At 70.2% G+C, this 15,814-nt stretch carries 16 protein-coding genes; 11 read left to right on the top strand and 5 right to left on the bottom strand.

Annotated features, from left to right (window positions below):
* The first annotated feature begins 114 nt into the window (after positions 1–114).
* The 3 genes from ABB07_RS01495 (at position 115) to ABB07_RS01485 (ending at position 3,743) form a co-directional block, all read left to right on the top strand.
* Complete coding sequence (locus ABB07_RS01495; protein ID WP_244189167.1) at positions 115–1,017, top strand: polysaccharide deacetylase family protein; 903 nt, start codon at positions 115–117, stop codon at positions 1,015–1,017.
* A gap of 199 nt (positions 1,018–1,216) precedes the next feature.
* Positions 1,217–2,668, top strand: coding sequence for a purine-cytosine permease family protein (locus tag ABB07_RS01490; RefSeq protein ID WP_208896852.1), 1,452 nt, complete (start codon positions 1,217–1,219; stop codon positions 2,666–2,668).
* A gap of 118 nt (positions 2,669–2,786) precedes the next feature.
* Positions 2,787–3,743 carry a GPR1/FUN34/YaaH family transporter gene (locus ABB07_RS01485; protein ID WP_208896851.1) on the top strand — a complete coding sequence of 319 codons (957 nt, stop codon included), beginning with the start codon at positions 2,787–2,789 and terminating at the stop codon, positions 3,741–3,743.
* Positions 3,744–3,774: 31 nt separating this feature from the next.
* Here the strand turns inward: ABB07_RS01485 and ABB07_RS01480 are convergent, their stop codons facing one another.
* A complete protein-coding gene (locus ABB07_RS01480) occupies positions 3,775–4,080 on the bottom strand; it encodes a GatB/YqeY domain-containing protein (protein WP_208903217.1) in 306 nt (101 codons plus the stop codon).
* Positions 4,081–4,241: 161 nt separating this feature from the next.
* Between ABB07_RS01480 and ABB07_RS01475 the strand changes: the two genes are divergently transcribed.
* Entirely contained in the window at positions 4,242–4,673 is a 432-nt protein-coding gene (locus ABB07_RS01475; protein ID WP_208896850.1) for an ester cyclase, read from the top strand.
* Positions 4,674–4,683: 10 nt separating this feature from the next.
* On the opposite strand, the gene ABB07_RS01470 is transcribed toward ABB07_RS01475, so the two are convergent.
* Complete coding sequence (locus tag ABB07_RS01470; RefSeq protein WP_208903833.1) at positions 4,684–4,863, bottom strand: RidA family protein; 180 nt, start codon at positions 4,861–4,863, stop codon at positions 4,684–4,686.
* Here ABB07_RS01470 and ABB07_RS01465 point away from each other — a divergent pair.
* Entirely contained in the window at positions 4,853–5,305 is a 453-nt protein-coding gene (locus tag ABB07_RS01465; protein ID WP_244189166.1) for a HEAT repeat domain-containing protein, read from the top strand. The two genes, ABB07_RS01470 and ABB07_RS01465, sit on opposite strands and share 11 nt — an antisense overlap.
* Positions 5,306–5,353: 48 nt before the next feature.
* Here ABB07_RS01465 and ABB07_RS01460 read toward each other — a convergent pair whose 3' ends face one another.
* Positions 5,354–5,971, bottom strand: coding sequence for a TOPRIM nucleotidyl transferase/hydrolase domain-containing protein (locus ABB07_RS01460; RefSeq protein WP_208896849.1), 618 nt, complete (start codon positions 5,969–5,971; stop codon positions 5,354–5,356).
* Between the two features lie 123 nt (positions 5,972–6,094).
* Here ABB07_RS01460 and ABB07_RS01455 point away from each other — a divergent pair, with 123 nt between their 5' ends.
* Positions 6,095–6,940, top strand: coding sequence for an SDR family oxidoreductase (locus tag ABB07_RS01455; RefSeq protein WP_208896848.1), 846 nt, complete (start codon positions 6,095–6,097; stop codon positions 6,938–6,940).
* A gap of 10 nt (positions 6,941–6,950) precedes the next feature.
* Here the strand turns inward: ABB07_RS01455 and ABB07_RS01450 are convergent, their stop codons facing one another.
* Complete coding sequence (locus tag ABB07_RS01450) at positions 6,951–7,301, bottom strand: DUF1330 domain-containing protein (RefSeq protein ID WP_208896847.1); 351 nt, start codon at positions 7,299–7,301, stop codon at positions 6,951–6,953.
* Between the two features lie 247 nt (positions 7,302–7,548).
* Between ABB07_RS01450 and htpG the strand changes: the two genes are divergently transcribed.
* The 3 genes from htpG (at position 7,549) to argS (ending at position 12,061) form a co-directional block, all read left to right on the top strand.
* Entirely contained in the window at positions 7,549–9,447 is a 1,899-nt protein-coding gene (gene htpG, locus ABB07_RS01445) for a molecular chaperone HtpG (RefSeq protein WP_208896846.1), read from the top strand.
* 206 nt (positions 9,448–9,653) lie between these two features.
* Positions 9,654–10,298, top strand: a complete 645-nt coding sequence (locus ABB07_RS01440; protein ID WP_208896845.1) for a helix-turn-helix transcriptional regulator — start codon at positions 9,654–9,656, stop codon at positions 10,296–10,298.
* A gap of 101 nt (positions 10,299–10,399) precedes the next feature.
* Complete coding sequence (argS, locus tag ABB07_RS01435; protein WP_208896844.1) at positions 10,400–12,061, top strand: arginine--tRNA ligase; 1,662 nt, start codon at positions 10,400–10,402, stop codon at positions 12,059–12,061.
* Positions 12,062–12,077: 16 nt separating this feature from the next.
* Here argS and ABB07_RS01430 read toward each other — a convergent pair whose 3' ends face one another.
* Positions 12,078–12,872 carry a PIG-L deacetylase family protein gene (locus ABB07_RS01430; RefSeq protein WP_208896843.1) on the bottom strand — a complete coding sequence of 265 codons (795 nt, stop codon included), beginning with the start codon at positions 12,870–12,872 and terminating at the stop codon, positions 12,078–12,080.
* Between the two features lie 204 nt (positions 12,873–13,076).
* On the opposite strand from ABB07_RS01430, the gene ABB07_RS01425 reads away from it, so the two are divergent.
* Together ABB07_RS01425 and ABB07_RS01420 are read left to right on the top strand one after the other, a co-directional pair.
* On the top strand, positions 13,077–14,741 hold the full coding sequence (locus ABB07_RS01425; protein WP_208896842.1) for an alkaline phosphatase family protein: 1,665 nt from the start codon (positions 13,077–13,079) through the stop codon (positions 14,739–14,741).
* A gap of 186 nt (positions 14,742–14,927) precedes the next feature.
* Entirely contained in the window at positions 14,928–15,512 is a 585-nt protein-coding gene (locus tag ABB07_RS01420; protein WP_244189165.1) for a lamin tail domain-containing protein, read from the top strand.
* The last annotated feature ends 302 nt before the right edge of the window (positions 15,513–15,814 follow it).

Below are 15,814 nucleotides of genomic sequence, written 5' to 3'. Positions count from 1 at the left end.
ATTCTCGATGATCTCTTACCGGTGTCTTCACGGTCACGCCCGGTCCGCTGCATACCGTTTCCGTGGTGGGTGGCTGCCGATGGTGGAGGCCCTCGATCAGGTGTGGAGGAACGGATGACGGCTGGTCGCCGTGCCGTGCTGGCCGTCATGGCGGGCGGACTGCTCGCCGGCTGCACGGGCACGAAGAACGGCGGCGGCACCTCCGCCGCCTCCTCGTCCGGCCCGGCGGGGACGGGCGCGGGCGAGGCGGCCACGCCAACCCCGGGTGCCCACCCCTCGGCCGCGGCCTCCGCCGCGCGGCCTGCCGTCACCCGCGCGGAGATCGTGGCCCGCTACGGGCGCAGCGCGCCGCACACCTGGGGTTTCGACGCCCCGGGCGTGGTCCACACCCTGCCGCACACGACCCGCGACGTCGCGCTGACCTTCGACGCGTGCGGCGGCCCGGGCGGCAGCGGTTATGACCGGGCGCTGGTCGATTTCCTCCGCGCACGGCACATCCCGGCGACGCTGTTCATCAACTCCCGCTGGATCGACGCCAACCCCGCGGAGTTCCACCGGCTGGCCGCCGACCCGCTGTTCGAGATCGCCAACCACGGCACCCGGCACCGCCCGCTGTCCGTCACCGGCCGCTCCGCGTACGGCATCCCCGGTACCCGTGGCGCCGGCGAGGTGTACGACGAGATCGCCGGGAACCAGGCCAAGCTGACCCGCCTGCTCGGCGCTCCGCCGCGGTTCTTCCGGTCTGGCACCGCGTACTGCGACGACGTCGCGGCCCGCATCGTCACCGACCTCGGGGAGCGCTTCGTGAGCTTCTCCGTCAACGGTGACGGCGGCGCCACCTTCACCGCCGAGCAGGTCCACGCCACCGTCGCCTCGGCGCGGGCCGGTTCCGTCGTGCTGTGCCACATGAACCACCCCGAGGGCGGCACCGCACGAGGCATCGCGAGTGCCGTCCCGCACCTGCTGGCCACCGGCCACCGCTTCGTCCGCCTCTCGGACGCCCTGCACTGGACTTGATGTGCACCCGGGCGCGGACCGGCGTACCGAACGTGACCAGTCGTAGCGCGCCGTCATCACCCAGGCGACGCGTGCCCTGACCGGCGGATTCCCCGCTGCTGCCCACAATCTCGGCTGCCCATGTCTTCCCACCACTCGTCACCGGGTCCCCAACGGATCACAATGTGTCCCACAGCCAGACCGGCCGCCGGGAGACGTCATGAGCGCATCAGCAGAGCCAAGGGTGTCCGGCCTCGAGGTCCGGTCCATCGACTACGTCCCCCTGGACGAGCGGCACGGCAAGCTCTGGCACCTGGGCCCGCTGTGGTTCATGTCCAACGCCCAGATCGCGACCCTGGCCGTGGGACTCATCAGCATCACCGAGGGCGGCAACCTGATCTGGTCCCTGCTGGCCATCGTGGCCGGCACCGTCATCGGCACCTTCTTCATGGCCTTCCACTCGGCGCAGGGACCCCAGCTGGGTCTGCCGCAGATGATCCAGTCGCGGCCCCAGTTCGGCTACGTCGGCGCCCTCCTGGTGTGGCTCTTCGCCTATGTGCAGTACGCGGGGTTCAACGTCTTCAACAGCATCCTCGCCGCCGACTCCCTGCACACCACCCTGCACGGCAGCGTCAAACTGTGGGTGGTCGTGGTCACCATGGTGGCGCTCGTTGTCGCGCTGGTGGGCTACGACATCATCCACAAGGCCGAGCGGGTGCTGACGTACACCTTCCTGGTCGTCTTCGGGATCTTCACCGTCGGTGTCCTCGTCACCCTGCACTATCCGGCGGGCTCCTTCGACCTCGGCGCCTTCAAGTGGACGCCGTTCCTCGCGCAGTTCGGCGTGGTCGCCGGCTACCAGATCAGCTGGGCCATCTACGTCTCCGACTACTCGCGCTACCTCCCGCCGGACGTGACGGTCCGCAAGACCTTCTACTGGACGTACTTCGGCTCCGCGCTCGGCGGCATCTGGCTGATGGTCCTCGGCACGCTGCTCGCCGCCTGGGCCGGCAAGGACTTCGAGACGATCAAGTCGATCAACGCGGCCGGTGACAAGGTGTTCGACGGCTTCGGCGCGATCGTGCTGCTCTTCGCCGCACTGGGCCTGGTGTCCGTCACCGCGCTGAACATGTACGGCGGTTCGCTGACCCTCATCAGCGGCATCGACTCGTTCAAGCGGGTGCGGCCGACCTTGGGCGTACGCCTGCTGACCATCGGACTGACCGCGGCCCTCTCCCTGGTCGGCGCACTGGCCGCGACCTCCCACTTCCTCGAGAACTTCAACAACTTCCTGCTGCTGGTGCTCTACCTGTTCATCCCGTGGACCGCGGTGAACCTCATGGACTACTACGTCGTGCGCCGCGGCCACTACGCGATCGCGGAGATCTTCAACCCCCATGGCATCTACGGCCGTTGGGGCTGGCACGGCATCATCTCCTACCTGGTCGGCTTCGCCGCCATGATCCCGTTCTTCTCCGTCGGCACCCTGTACGTGGGGCCCGCCGCCAAGGCGCTCGGCGGCGCCGACATCTCGTTGTTCATCGGCCTTCCGGTCTCCGCGCTGCTGTACTGGTGGCTGACCCGCTCGATCGACGTGGCCGCCGAGACCCGCATCGCCCAGGCCGAGGCGGAGGCACTGGAACAGGCGGCCCACGAGCACCGCGAACCCTGACCGACCCCGCGCCTGGTGGTGTGCGGCGGCCCGGCCCCGCTGGGCCTGGCCGGCTTCGCCCTGACCACGTTGATGCTCCCGATCAGCAACACCAACCTGCTGAAGCAGGCCGGCGCCATTGATCTTCACCGCCTTCATGTCCGTCGCCGCGCTGCGGGTCAGCGTCGCCGTGCCGGCGGTGCTCGCCCCGCTCATGCTCACCTACCTCTTCCTGGCCGTCGGCGCCTTCCAACCCGGCGCGCAGCCGCATGCCATGACCCAGGTCGGCGGATGGTTCGGCATCCTCACGGGAGTCCCGGCTCCCGTCGGCGCTCGCCCGCCCGGGACAATCCTCGTCATGAACGACGACATGGCTGACGCTCGGAGCCGACTGGCCAGGATCGAGCGACTGCTGGAGAGCGGGGAACGCGAACTGATCCCCGCCTGGCGCCGGGCGACCCGCGGTGAGCCGCGCTGGACGGTGACGGCGGTGATCCTGGCCGCCGTCGCCCTGCAGCTGATCCTGCCGCACCGCCTCATCCTCCTCCGGACCGTCTGGGCGCTGCCCGCCCTGGAGCTGGTGCTGCTGGCCGGACTGATCGCGGCCAACCCCCGGCGCGTGGAGCCCCGTACCCGCCTGCTGCGGTACCTGGGGCTGGCCCTGACCTGCGTCATCAGCCTGGCCAACGGCTGGGCGGCGCTGCGGCTCGTGGGGGACCTGGTGAGCGGCGAAGGGGGTGACAGCGCGGTCCCGCTCCTGCTGACCGGTGGTGTCATCTGGGTCACGAACGTCATCGTGTTCGCCCTGTGGTACTGGGAGTGGGACCGGGGCGGCCCCATGGCCCGGGTCGAGGGGCAGCACCAGTTCCCCGACTTCCTCTTCGTACAGATGCAGAGCCCGGAACTGGCCCCGCCCGACTGGGAACCGGCGTTCCTGGACTACCTCTACCTCTCCTTCACCAACGCCACCGCCTTCAGCCCGACCGACGTCATGCCGCTGTCCCGCTGGTCCAAGATGCTGATGATGCTCCAGTCATCGGTGTCCCTGGTGACCGTGGTCCTCGTGGTCGCCCGGGCGGTCAACATCCTGAAGTGACACCTCCTCGACGAGGCGACCCGCCGCCGGATCAGTCCAGGAGCCGGAGCAGGACGGCGGCCTCCGCGCGGAGCTGTGCGGCCCGGTCGGCCTGAGCGGGCGCCGTGAACTGCTCTGCGAGCGCGAGCCGTTCGTCGGCTTCGGCTCGCACGATGTCGGTGATGTGCTGTTCGCTCAGCTCACGCCGGGCAGCCTCGGTGGCGCCGACACCGAGCGGTACCTGTTCGATGGCCGAGCCGCGCAGCTCGGCCGCGCCCACCGGTACCGCCTCGGCGTTGTCCACCGCGGCGAGCGTCGAACGCAAGGCGCTCACCGCGACCTTGTCGCGGGCCCGCATCGCTTCTCGCAGGGCCTGACGCATATGAAGGCGCAGAGACATACGGGCGACCCTACGGCCCGTTCCCGGGGCCCTCAACGGAATATCCGGTGGACGTGTCACATCCTGGCGGGTTGGTCCGTCAGATGTGCAGTCAGCTGCGAGAGCGGAGGAGAAGTCGTATGTCAGCAGATGAGGCAACGCGTAACAAGGCGACCGCCACACGTTTTCACGAGGCTCTGAGCACCAGGGACCTGGAGCTCATCTCGAAGACGATCGATGAGCTCGTGGCGCCCGACGTGCAGTTCCACGCACCGGTCCCGATGGGCATGACGGGAACGCAGGCCCTGAAGCAGGTGTGGGCGGTGCTGCTTCGCGCCTTCCCCGACGTTCACGTCGCGGTCGAGGATGTGATCGCCGAGGGGGACAGGGTCGTGGCCAGGAACACGGTGACCGGGACCCACCGGGGCGAGTACCGGGGGATGCCGCCGACCGGCAGGTCCGTCACCTACGGCGAGATCTTCGTCTTCCGTTTCGAGGGCGGCCGGATCGCCGAGATCTGGGGCGTGGTCGATGTCTTCTCACAGCTGCGCCAGCTGGGGGCCGTCTCGTAAGGCCGCCGCGCTACCGCGCCAGAGCGGCCACACCGTCGATCTCGACACGCACGCCCTCACGCACCAGATGGGTGACGACGGTCGTCCGGGCCGGAAACCGCGGGCAGTCCGCGAAGAACTCGCGGTACACCTGGTTGACCGCGGCATACCGCGAGCTGCTCAGCCGCGGGGACCGGGCGGTGAGCGCCATCCGGGCCGGCCTCCGCGACGCGAATCCCGCCGTCAGGGAGGGCTGCTGCAGGCTTCTCGACCACCTGGTCGACACCGACTCGATGGGCGAACTCGTCGCCATGGCCGGCGATCCCGACGCCCGCGTCAGGATCGCCGCGTTCCATGCCCTGGCCTGCGACCGGTGCAAGGGTGACACCTGTGCGCCGGGCCCGGACCGGGTCCTCGAGCCCGCGCTGCACCACCTGGCCGCGGGTCCCGACCCGCACGTCCGGGCCATGGCCGTCGAGCTGGTCGGCACGTTCGCATGCTCCGACGCACGCGCCGCCGCTGCCTTGGGGGAGTCCCAGGCCAACGACCCGAGTCCCGCCGTACGGAAGAAGGCGGGCTGGTACGCACCGGGAGGGCCGATCCACGCACGAAGGCAGCGCGGCCCGGCGACATCGGCCCATCACCCCGAATGATCCACGCGTCTGCCCGAGTTCTTGCGCCGTCATCGGCGTTCCCCGCGCTCAGAGACTGGTCAGCAGGCCGTCGAGGGGAGCGGGCACGCGATCGGGGGCGAGGGCCTCGACGAGGACCCGGCCGTAGCGGATCTTGCGCCCCTTCTTCGTGCCGAGGAAGCGCCGCAACTGCTGGTGCGCGGTGCGGCCCTGCTGCGCGGGCTGGCGCGAGAAGGTCTGCAGGGACCGCAGTTCGCCCTCCGCCCGGACGAGCTCCCGCACCCGTGTCACGCCCAGCGCGCGGATGAGCTCGTCCTCCAGATCCGCCGCACAGACGAAGAATCCGTGCGGTGCCGGGCCGGCCCCGTCCAGGGCGCGGGCGTAGTAGCCACGCTCGGCCTCGTCGCACAGTCCTGTGAGCCGCAGGCCCAGGCCGGATGCCCCGAGGAGCCGGGCGAAGCGCCCTACGCTCATCGCACCGCCGATCGGCAGGACACAGACGCCTTCGGCCGCCAGGTTCCGGCCGCGGCGCGCGGCCAGTGCGTCGACCGCTGCGACGTCGCTCAGCCCTTCGAGCAGGACGGCGGCCCGTACGTCCAGTCGCGCGGCCAACTCGCGCGCGGGGTCGCCGGGGCCGCCGCCCGCCCATGCGACGACCGCCTCCCGGAACGACGCCATGTCAGCCATGGGTCGAGTCTCCGCCCTTTCCGGCCACCGTGGTAGGGAATTTCCCCCGGCCGTCGATCGTCCGGATGCGAAACTGCCTGAAACGCCGCCGTGTACCCGAACCACCGACCTGAGGACGTGACCATGATTCTGGTGACCGGCGCGAGCGGGAACGTCGGCAGCGCTCTGCTCGCCCGCCTCGCCGCCGACGGCGTGCCCGCCCGCGCGGCCTACCGTGATCCACGGACGACGGCCCGGGTGATCGAGTCGGGCGGTCACGCGGTGACGCTCGACCTGGCGGTCCCGGATACGCTCGCACCCGCACTCCACGGCATCGACACCGTGTTTCTGGTCGGCGCCACGAGCCCCGACCAGACGACGCACGAACTGAACATGGTGCGGGCCGCCCGTGCGGTGGGTGCCCGGGTGGTCAAGCTGTCGGTCTGGCGGGCCGACGAGGGACTGACGCCGATCGCCCGGCTCCATCGGCCCGTCGAACAGGCACTGGTGACCTCGGGGCTGCCCTGGACGATCCTGCGGCCCAACTTCTACCTGCAGAACTTCCTGCGCCAGCCGTCGATCCGGACCGCCGGGGAGTTCAGCCTGCCGCTGATCAACGCACCCATCAGCTTCATCGACGCCGGCGACATCGCCCGGGTCGCCGCACACGTGCTCACCACCGAGGGCCACGACGGTCGCGTCCACGATCTCACCGGGCCCGAGGCGCTGACCTACGCCGAGGCCGCGGAGGAGTTCTCCCGCGTTCTCGGCAGACCGGTGCGCCATGTCGGCCTGCCCGACGACGAGGCGCGCGCGGTCATGCTGCGTCGTGGCCTGCCGGAGTTCCACGCCGACGCGTTGATCGGAGTGGCCCGCGCGTACCGCGACGGCGGTGCCGGGACGGTCACTTCGACCGTGCCCGACCTCACCGGCCGTGCGGCGCTCGGGTTCGCCGAGTTCGTGCGCAGGAACCGCGACTTCTTCGACTGACTCCCGTGGATCAGCGGGAGGGGGGAAGGGCCTGAAGCATTTTCCGTGCCGTGACGGCCGCGTCGTAGTCCGCGCTCACGCCCGGAACCAGGATGATGTCACCCTCGATGTGCCGGGCGCGCAGCGGCGCGATGGCCTGGTACGCCTCCGAGTCCCACCAGGCGCGTGCGTCGGAGATCGACGGGAAGCCGATCACGACGACGTGCCCGGGCCATGCGCCCTCCTTCACCTCGTGCGGATCGCCGTGTACGAGGAACCGGCCGCCGTACGGTTCGAAGGTGGCGGTGATGCGGGCGATGTACTCGGCGATCTCCGGGTGCGGAGCGGCTTCCCGCAGGTGCGCGATCGCGTAGGCGGTCATGGTGTCCTCCGTTGTGTCGGCTGCTGTGCTGTGCACGATCCTGCCGTCGACGCGTACCACGGTCGATGACCTGCGGGGTAATCGAGGCGCGGAACCGATCCGGGCCTGGCCCGGGGGGCGGGGGGCTGAATCCAGCCACCGCGGGCGTCTCCAGCCACCGCAGCCGTATCCGTCCATCGCCCTGACATGGTGTTTTACAGTGGCTGACAGCAAGTACGGCGATCACATCTGGGAGGAACGCGCGAACATGCCGACTGAAACGCTCGAGTTTCAGGTGGAGGCCCGTCAGCTGCTGCAGCTGATGATCCACTCGGTCTACTCCAACAAGGATGTCTTCCTGCGGGAGCTCGTCTCCAACGCCTCCGACGCGCTGGACAAGCTGCGTCTGGAGAAGCTGCGGGACGACTCGCTGGACGCCGACGTGTCCGATCTGCACATCGAGATCGACATCGACAAGGACGCCCGCACCCTCACCGTGCGGGACAACGGCATCGGGATGTCGTACGACGAGGTCGGGCAGCTCATCGGCACCATCGCCAACTCCGGCACCGCGAAGTTCCTCCAGGAGCTGCGGGAGGCCAAGGACGCGGCGGGCGCGGAGGGGCTCATCGGCCAGTTCGGCGTCGGGTTCTACTCCGGCTTCATGGTGGCGGACGAGGTCACCCTGGTCACCCGGCGGGCCGGCGAGAGCCACGGCACCCGCTGGACGTCGCGCGGCGAGGACACGTACACGCTGGAGCCGGTCGACGACGCGCCGCAGGGCACCTCGGTCACCCTCCACCTCAAGCCGGCCGACCCCGAGAACCAGCTCCACGACTACACCTCCCCGTGGAAGATCAGGGAGATCGTCAAGCGCTACTCGGACTTCATCACCTGGCCCATCCGGATGGTCCCGGAGCGGGGCGAGGGCGAGGAGCCGCGTGAACCCGAGACGCTGAACTCGATGAAGGCGCTGTGGGCGCGGTCGCGGGACGAGGTGTCCGACGATGAGTACCACGAGCTGTACAAGCACATCGGGCACGACTGGCGCGACCCGCTGGAGACGATCCGGCTGCAGGCGGAGGGCACCTTCGAGTTCCAGGCCCTGCTCTTCCTTCCCGCGCACGCACCGCACGACCTGTTCACGCGGGACTTCCGGCGCGGCGTGCAGCTGTACGTCAGGCGCGTCTTCATCATGGACGACTGCGAGGCGCTGCTGCCGCCGTACCTCCGCTTCGTCAAGGGTGTCGTCGACGCGGCCGACCTCTCGCTCAACGTGTCCCGCGAGATCCTCCAGCAGGATCGCCACATCGAGATGATGCGGCGCCGGCTGACGAAGAAGGTCCTGTCCACGGTCAAGGACATGATGGCCAAGGACCGGGACCGGTACACCACGTTCTGGCGGGAGTTCGGCACCGTCCTGAAGGAGGGGCTGGTCACCGACCCGGAGAACCGCGACGCCATCCTCGCCCTCGCCTCGTTCGCCAGCACGCACGACGACACCGAGCCGACCACGCTCAAGAGTTACGTGGAGCGGATGAAGGACGGCCAGGAGGACATCTACTACCTCACCGGCGAGTCCCGACAGAGCATCGAGAACTCCCCGCACATGGAGGCTTTCCGGGACCGGGGCATCGAGGTGCTGCTGCTCACCGACCCCGTCGACGAGGTGTGGGCGGACGCGGTCGGTGAGTACGAGGGCAAGAAGCTGCGGTCCGTCGCCAAGGGGCAGATCGACCTCGACGCAAAGGACGACGGCACCTCCGAGGGCGAGCGGGAGAAGCGGAACGAGGACTACGCTGGCCTGCTGGGCTGGATGAAGGAGCAACTGGACGAGGACATCAAGGAGGTGCGCCTGTCCTCCCGCCTGACCGTCTCCCCGGCCTGTGTCGTCTCCGACGCGAACGACCTGACCCCGGCGCTGGAGAACATGTACCGCGCGATGGGCCAGGAGGTGCCGCGCGCCAAGCGGATCCTCGAGCTCAACCCGGGCCACCCGCTGGTGAAGGGCCTCAACCAGGCGTACCAGGAGCGCGAGGACCGCACCGGGCTCACCGAGACCACGGAACTCCTGCACGGGCTCGCGGTACTCGCCGAGGGCGGCCAGCCCAAGGACCCCGCCCGCTTCGTCAAGCTGATGGCGGACCGCCTGGAACGCGCGCTGTAACGGCGGCACCGCCGGACACCGGCGGCCTGTTCCGGGACACGGGGCAGGCCGCCGACGGCCACTGAGGAAGCGACGGGCACTGAGGGCACAGACGATCAACGCCCTGGCCGACACCCACCGCCACCCGGTGGACAAACATGAGGTCTCGCCTAGACTGGGTATCCAGAGATGGAAAATCGGTCCAAGAACTCTGGGAGAGGCTTCCCATGGAAGCGGCGGAGGCCGACGAGCACCTCATCCATGAGGCCGAGAAGATCGCCGTGGCGTTGGGGCGCATGTTCCCGGGGCTGTGCGAGGTGGTGCTGCACGACCTGCGGGATCCCGAGCATGCGATCCGGGCGATCGAGAACAACCTCTCCGGCCGCGGGGTCGGCGACTCCGCCACGGAGCTGGGCCTGGCCCGCATCGCGGACCCCGGCTACCCCAGCGTCATCCAGAACTACCCCAACCAGTTCCCCGACGGCCGCCCCGCGAAGAGCACGTCCATCGGCATCAGGAACGCCGCGGGGGAGTACATCGCGGCGCTCTGCCTGAACCTGGACGTGTCCGTGCTGTCACCGGTGACCCTCGCCCTGTCCAACCTGGTGGCCACGGACACCGAGCACCGCGAACAGCCCCTGGAGACCCTGCGGGACCGCACCGCCCGCGAGCTGCGTCAGGCGGTCGAGGCACGTGCCGCGGAGCGCGCCGCGACTCCCCGATCGCTGAGCCGGGAGGACAAGAAGGCGCTCGTACGGCAGTTGCAGCGGGACGGCTACTTCGACTCGCGCGATGCCGCACAGACCATCGCGGACCTGCTGGGTGTGTCCCGGGCGACCGTCTACAACTACGCGAAGCAGCACAGCGGTTGAGGAGTCCCGCTGGACATTGCCGAGCAGGCTTCGTCCGGCCGGTGACCACCACCCGGAAAACCGATGTCGGCGGCATCCTCGGCTCGGCTAGCGTCGGCCCTGTGACTCCAGCAGATCTCGCGGCCGTCATCTCCGACGGCATTCGCACGGCCATCCAGTCCGGACACATCTCGGGGAAGGTGCCCGAGGAGATCCGCGTGGAGCGCCCCCGGCACCGCGCCCACGGCGACTACTCGACCAATGTCGCCCTGCAACTCGCCAAGTCCGCGGGCCTGCCCGCCCGGACCGTCGCCGAGGTACTGGCGCCGCTGGTGAGCGCGGCCCCCGGAGTCGCGAAGGCCGAGGTCGCCGGCCCCGGGTTCCTCAACATCACGCTGGAGACCGCGGCGATCGGCGCCCTGGCACGGGACATCGTCCTGGCCGAAGACGCCTACGGCCGCACCGACCGGCTGGCCGGCCTGCGGCTCAACCTGGAGTTCGTCTCCGCCAACCCCACCGGCCCGGTGCACATCGGCGGAGCCCGCTGGGCGGTCGTGGGCGACGTCCTCGCCCGGCTGCTCGAGGCCGCGGGCGCCGAGGTGTCGCGGGAGTACTACTTCAACGACGCCGGCGTACAGATCGACCGCTTCGCCCGCTCCCTGCTCGCCGCCGCACGGGGCCTGCCGGTGCCCGAGGACGGCTACAGCGGCGCGTACATCGAGGAGATAGCGGACGCGGTGCTGCGGCACCACCCCGGCGCCTTGGACCTGCCGGAGAGCGAGTCCGCCGCCGTGTTCCGGACGGTGGGCACGGAGCTGATGTTCGAGGAGATCAAGACCTCGCTCGCCGCGTTCGGAACCCACTTCGACACCTACTTCAACGAGAAGGACCTGCACGACCGGGGAGACCTGGACGCCGCCGTCACCCGGCTGCGGAACGGCGGCCATGTCTACGAGGCCGACGGCGCGCTCTGGCTGCGCACCACGGACTTCGGCGACGACAAGGACCGGGTCCTGGTGAAGGGCGACGGCTCCTGGACGTACTTCACCGCGGACTGCGCCTACTACCTGAACAAACGCTCCCGGGGCTTCGAACGGGTCGTCATCATGCTCGGCGCCGACCACGTCGGCTACGTCGGCCGGATGCGGGCCATGGCGGCGTGTTTCGGCGACGACCCGGACCGGCACCTGGAGATCCTGATCGGCCAACTGGTCAACCTGGTCAAGGACGGCAGGCCGGTGCGGATGAGCAAGCGGGCGGGTACGGTCCTCACCCTGGACGACCTGACCGAGGCGGTCGGCGTCGACGCCGCGCGGTACGCGCTGGCGCGGGCCGGCGTGGACTCGATGATCGACCTGGACATCGACCTGCTGACCCGGCAGTCGAACGACAACCCGGTCTACTACGTCCAGTACGCGCACACCCGGCCCTGCTCCGTACTGCGCAAGGGGAGGCAAGCCGGGATCGACAAGGGTGCGCCGCAGGACTTCGACCCCGCCCTGCTCACCCACGGACGGGAGGCGGACCTGCTGGCCACGCTGGCCGAGTTCCCGCAGGTCGTGGCCACCGCGGCCACGCTGCGCGAGCCACACCGGGTGGCGCACTACCTGGAGGCGCTGGCCGGCACGTACCACCGCTTCTACGACGCCTGCCGGGTCCTGCCGCGGGCCGGCGAGACCCCGGACGACCGTACCCGGGCCCGGCTGTGGCTGACGGAGGCGAGCAGACTGGTGCTGCGCAACGGGCTGCACCTTCTCGGTGTCTCCGCACCGGAACGGATGTGAGCCGGCCCGGCAGACGTCACGAGGCCGGTCGGAAGATGCCGGTGACGACGTCGGCCGGCGCCGTCGCAGGTGCCTCGACGTACCACTCGCGGCCGAGCAGCCACCCGAAGACAGGGGCCGGGATCCGGGTCAGCACCTTCATCACCGGAGCAAGGCGGCCCGTGCCCGACACCTGCGAACGATGAGCGGCGAGAGCCGCCTGTTTCCGCGCCGCGAACCGGCGCACATCCACGGTGTGGGTGATGGCCGCGCGCGAGCTGTAGGCGGTGCGCACCATGTCCGGGTCGTACCGCCACGGAATCCTCAGCACGCGCACCAGCTTCACCAGGCGCGCCACCACGTCGCGGGGGATGGTCGCCTCCAGCACACGCGGCACCCCGGCGAGTTCGGCGGCACGCCTGCCGACCTCGTGCACCCTGACGTGGTCGCGGTGGCCGTACCCGCCCTGTGCGTCGTAGCTGAGCAGCAGGTCCACCCCTTCCTCGCGGAGGATGGCGGCCAGCCGCTCGGCCGCCTCCTCCGGATCGGCCCGCATGAAGCGCGCCCGGTCCGGCGGATCCGGACAGAGCACCGCACCGTGGCCGCTGTCCGCGTACCCCAGATGCGCGACACGCCGCACGCCCAGCACGGCCGCACTCGCCCGAAGTTCGTCCAGCCGTGGCGCCCCGCCCTCCGGCACGGCGTCCATGAGCCCGTCCGTGGCGACCACGATGACTACACGATGCCCCTCGGCGGCGGCGCGCGCGAGCGTGCCTCCCGTCAGGAGCACCTCGTCGTCCGGATGCGCGTGAAAGGCCAGCAGGGTTGCCATGCACCCATCCTGGACCACGACTTGCGCGGAATGCCGTGTTCTGCGGCCTGACCAGCTGTCAGGAGGCGGAAGTCTTTGCCCGGGGCGATGCGTTTCTTGGGCTGAACGCGGTGTGACGGTCCGCTTGCGTACATGTTCCGGCTCTCGGATGTCGGTGCACGACACGCACCCGCTAGCCCGCTCGACACAGTCCGAGGAGAAGCCATGTCCAGACGTCCGGCCCACCCCGCACGCACCGTCACGGCGGCCGCGGCCGCGCTGGCCGCGGTCGGCGCGCTCACCGCCGCGGCCGCGCCCGGTCCGGCGCACGCGTCCGCCCACCCGCACCCGGCGGCCCGGCATGTGCTGCTGCTGTCCGTCGACGGGCTGCACCAGTCCGACCTCGCCTGGTACATCGCCCGTCACCCCCATTCGGCGCTGGCCCGGCTCACCGCCGCCGGCGTGCAGTACACCCACGCGGCGACCACCAACCCCTCCGACTCCTTCCCGGGCATGGTCGGCCAGCTCACGGGCGGCGACCCGGGCACCACGGGCGTCTACTACGACGACACCTACAGCTCCGCCCTCCTCCCGCCCGGCACGACCAAGTGCACCGGCGTCAAGCCCGGCGCCGAGGTCGACCTCACCGAGGACCTCGACAAGAACCCCGACTCCCTCGATGCCGGCCAGGGCCTGAGCGGCCTGCCCGGCAGCATCCTGCACATGACCGGCGACCCCACCAGCCTCATCGACCCGGCGAAGCTCCCGGTCGACCCGAAGACGTGCACACCGCTCTACCCGCACTCCTACCTGCGCGTGAACACCGTCTTCGATGTGGTCCGCACGGCCGGACTGCGCACCGCGTGGTCCGACAAGCACGCCGCCTACGACATCCTGAACGGGCCGTCCGGCAAGGGCATCCAGGACCTGTTCACGCCCGAGATCAACAGCAAGGCCATCGGCTACGCCGCGGGTGACTGGACGAAGGACAACGCCGCGACCGAGCAGTACGACGGGTACAAGGCGCAGGCCGTGCTCAACGAGATCGACGGCTACGACCACAGCCGTACCCACGAGGTCGGCACCCCCGCGGTCTTCGGCATGAACTTCCAGTCCGTCTCGACCGCCCAGAAGCTGCCCGACTCCGATGGTCTGCCGGGCGGTTACCAGGCGAAGGGCGTGCCCGGCCCGCTCCTGGTGAAGAACCTCGACTTCGTGGACCGGCAGGTCGGCGCCTTCCTCACCGAACTCCGCGAGCGGCACCTCGCCGACAGCACCACCGTCATCCTGTCCGCCAAGCACGGACAGTCGCCCACCGATCCCAAGGCGCTGACCCGCATCGACGACGGTCCCCTGCTCGACGGCCTCAACTCGGCCTGGAAGGCGGCCCACCCGGGCTCCGGTGACCTGGTCGCCCACGCGGTGGACGACGACGCCATGCTGATCTGGCTCACCGACCGCTCCCCGGCCGCCACCGACTTCGCCAAGGCCTACCTGCTCGCCCGGTCCGGCACGGGCAACGACATCGACGGCGGGGCCAGGCCCTTCACGGCGAGTGGTCTGCGGACCCTGTACGCGGGTGCGGACGCCGCCCGGTACTTCCACGCCCGGCCGGGCGACTCCCGCGTGCCCGACCTGGTCGGCGTCACCCAGTACGGCGTCGTCTACACCGGCGGCAAGGGCAAGATAGCCGAGCACGGAGGCGCCCACGCCGACGATCTCGACGTCCCGCTCGTCGTCTCCGGCGCCACCACCCCGCGCGGCGTACGCGTCGACGGACGGGTGCACACCACGCAGATCGCCCCGACCATCCTGCGGCTGCTGGGCCTCGACCCGCGGGACCTTGAGGCCGTCCGTATCGAGCGCACCCGGGCGCTGCCCGTGAGCTGACCTCAGCCGATACGGCGTCAAATCTCCATATTCGGGATGTAAACGGCCGCTACGGTAAAAGTTATGGATTGCTCCCGGATCCGTAATGCCATGCGCGTCAACGCGGCAGAACGGGACGAAGGCTGCAGGGTGTGGCTGCGCGGCCGACCGGCCGCCGACCCGTGCATCCTCGCGAAGGGGGACCCTGTGTCCGCTTCTTCTTCCGTCCGCCGTATCACCGCAGCCACCGCAGTGGCCGCCGCCCTGGTCGGCGCCGCGGCGCTTCCCGCCGCGGCGGCCGGACCCCAGCCGGGCCGTACGCACCGGGCAGAGGTGTACATCAGCGGCGTACAGCACGCCTGGCAGGGCCGGGACGCCCGGTCCAACCGTTCGCTGAACGAGCAGTGGGTGGACATCACGAACAACACCCGCCGGGCGATGAACCTGGACAGCTGGACGCTGTCCGACCGGGACGGCCACACCTACACCTTCCGCCACGTGCTGCTCGCGGGCCGGGCCACCGTCCGCGTGCACACCGGGGTCGGCCGGGACACCAGGACCGACCTGTACCAGGACCGCCGTACGCGCGTGTGGGACGTCAACACCGACACCGCCACCCTGCGCGACGCGCGCGGCCGCCTCGTCAGTGTCTTCGCCTGGGGCAGCGGCCACCGTGCCGTGGACACCGACCGCCGCCACGCGGCCGGATGGCACCACACCGGTCTCCGCCACCACGGCGTCGTCCAGCACCTCCACCACACCCCCGACCACGCAGGCGGCCACCGGCACTGACCCGCCACCGGCACTGACCCGCCCACCCGCGGCGCACGCCCGGGGCGCACTCCTGCCGGCGCATCCGCACGGACCCAGCCCCGGTCGGCCTCCCCGCCGACCGGGGCTGTCCCCTGCCCGGCACCCGGCACCGGACACCCGCGGACCGCGGTCAGCGCCCTGGCTGCGTGCTCACACCCTGCTCCCGAGCCCTGTGCGCCGGGTGTAACTCCCGCTGATCAGGCCCGGAGACACCTCCGAAATGAGCGGTTCGTACGGTCGCGAAGAGTGAGGTCGGGTCGAGCACAGGAGAGGGAGGCGCC

This window comes from Streptomyces incarnatus (assembly GCF_001027185.1).
GTDB classification, from domain to species: domain Bacteria; phylum Actinomycetota; class Actinomycetes; order Streptomycetales; family Streptomycetaceae; genus Streptomyces; species Streptomyces puniciscabiei.
This window is presented reverse-complemented; position numbering and strand designations above follow the sequence as displayed.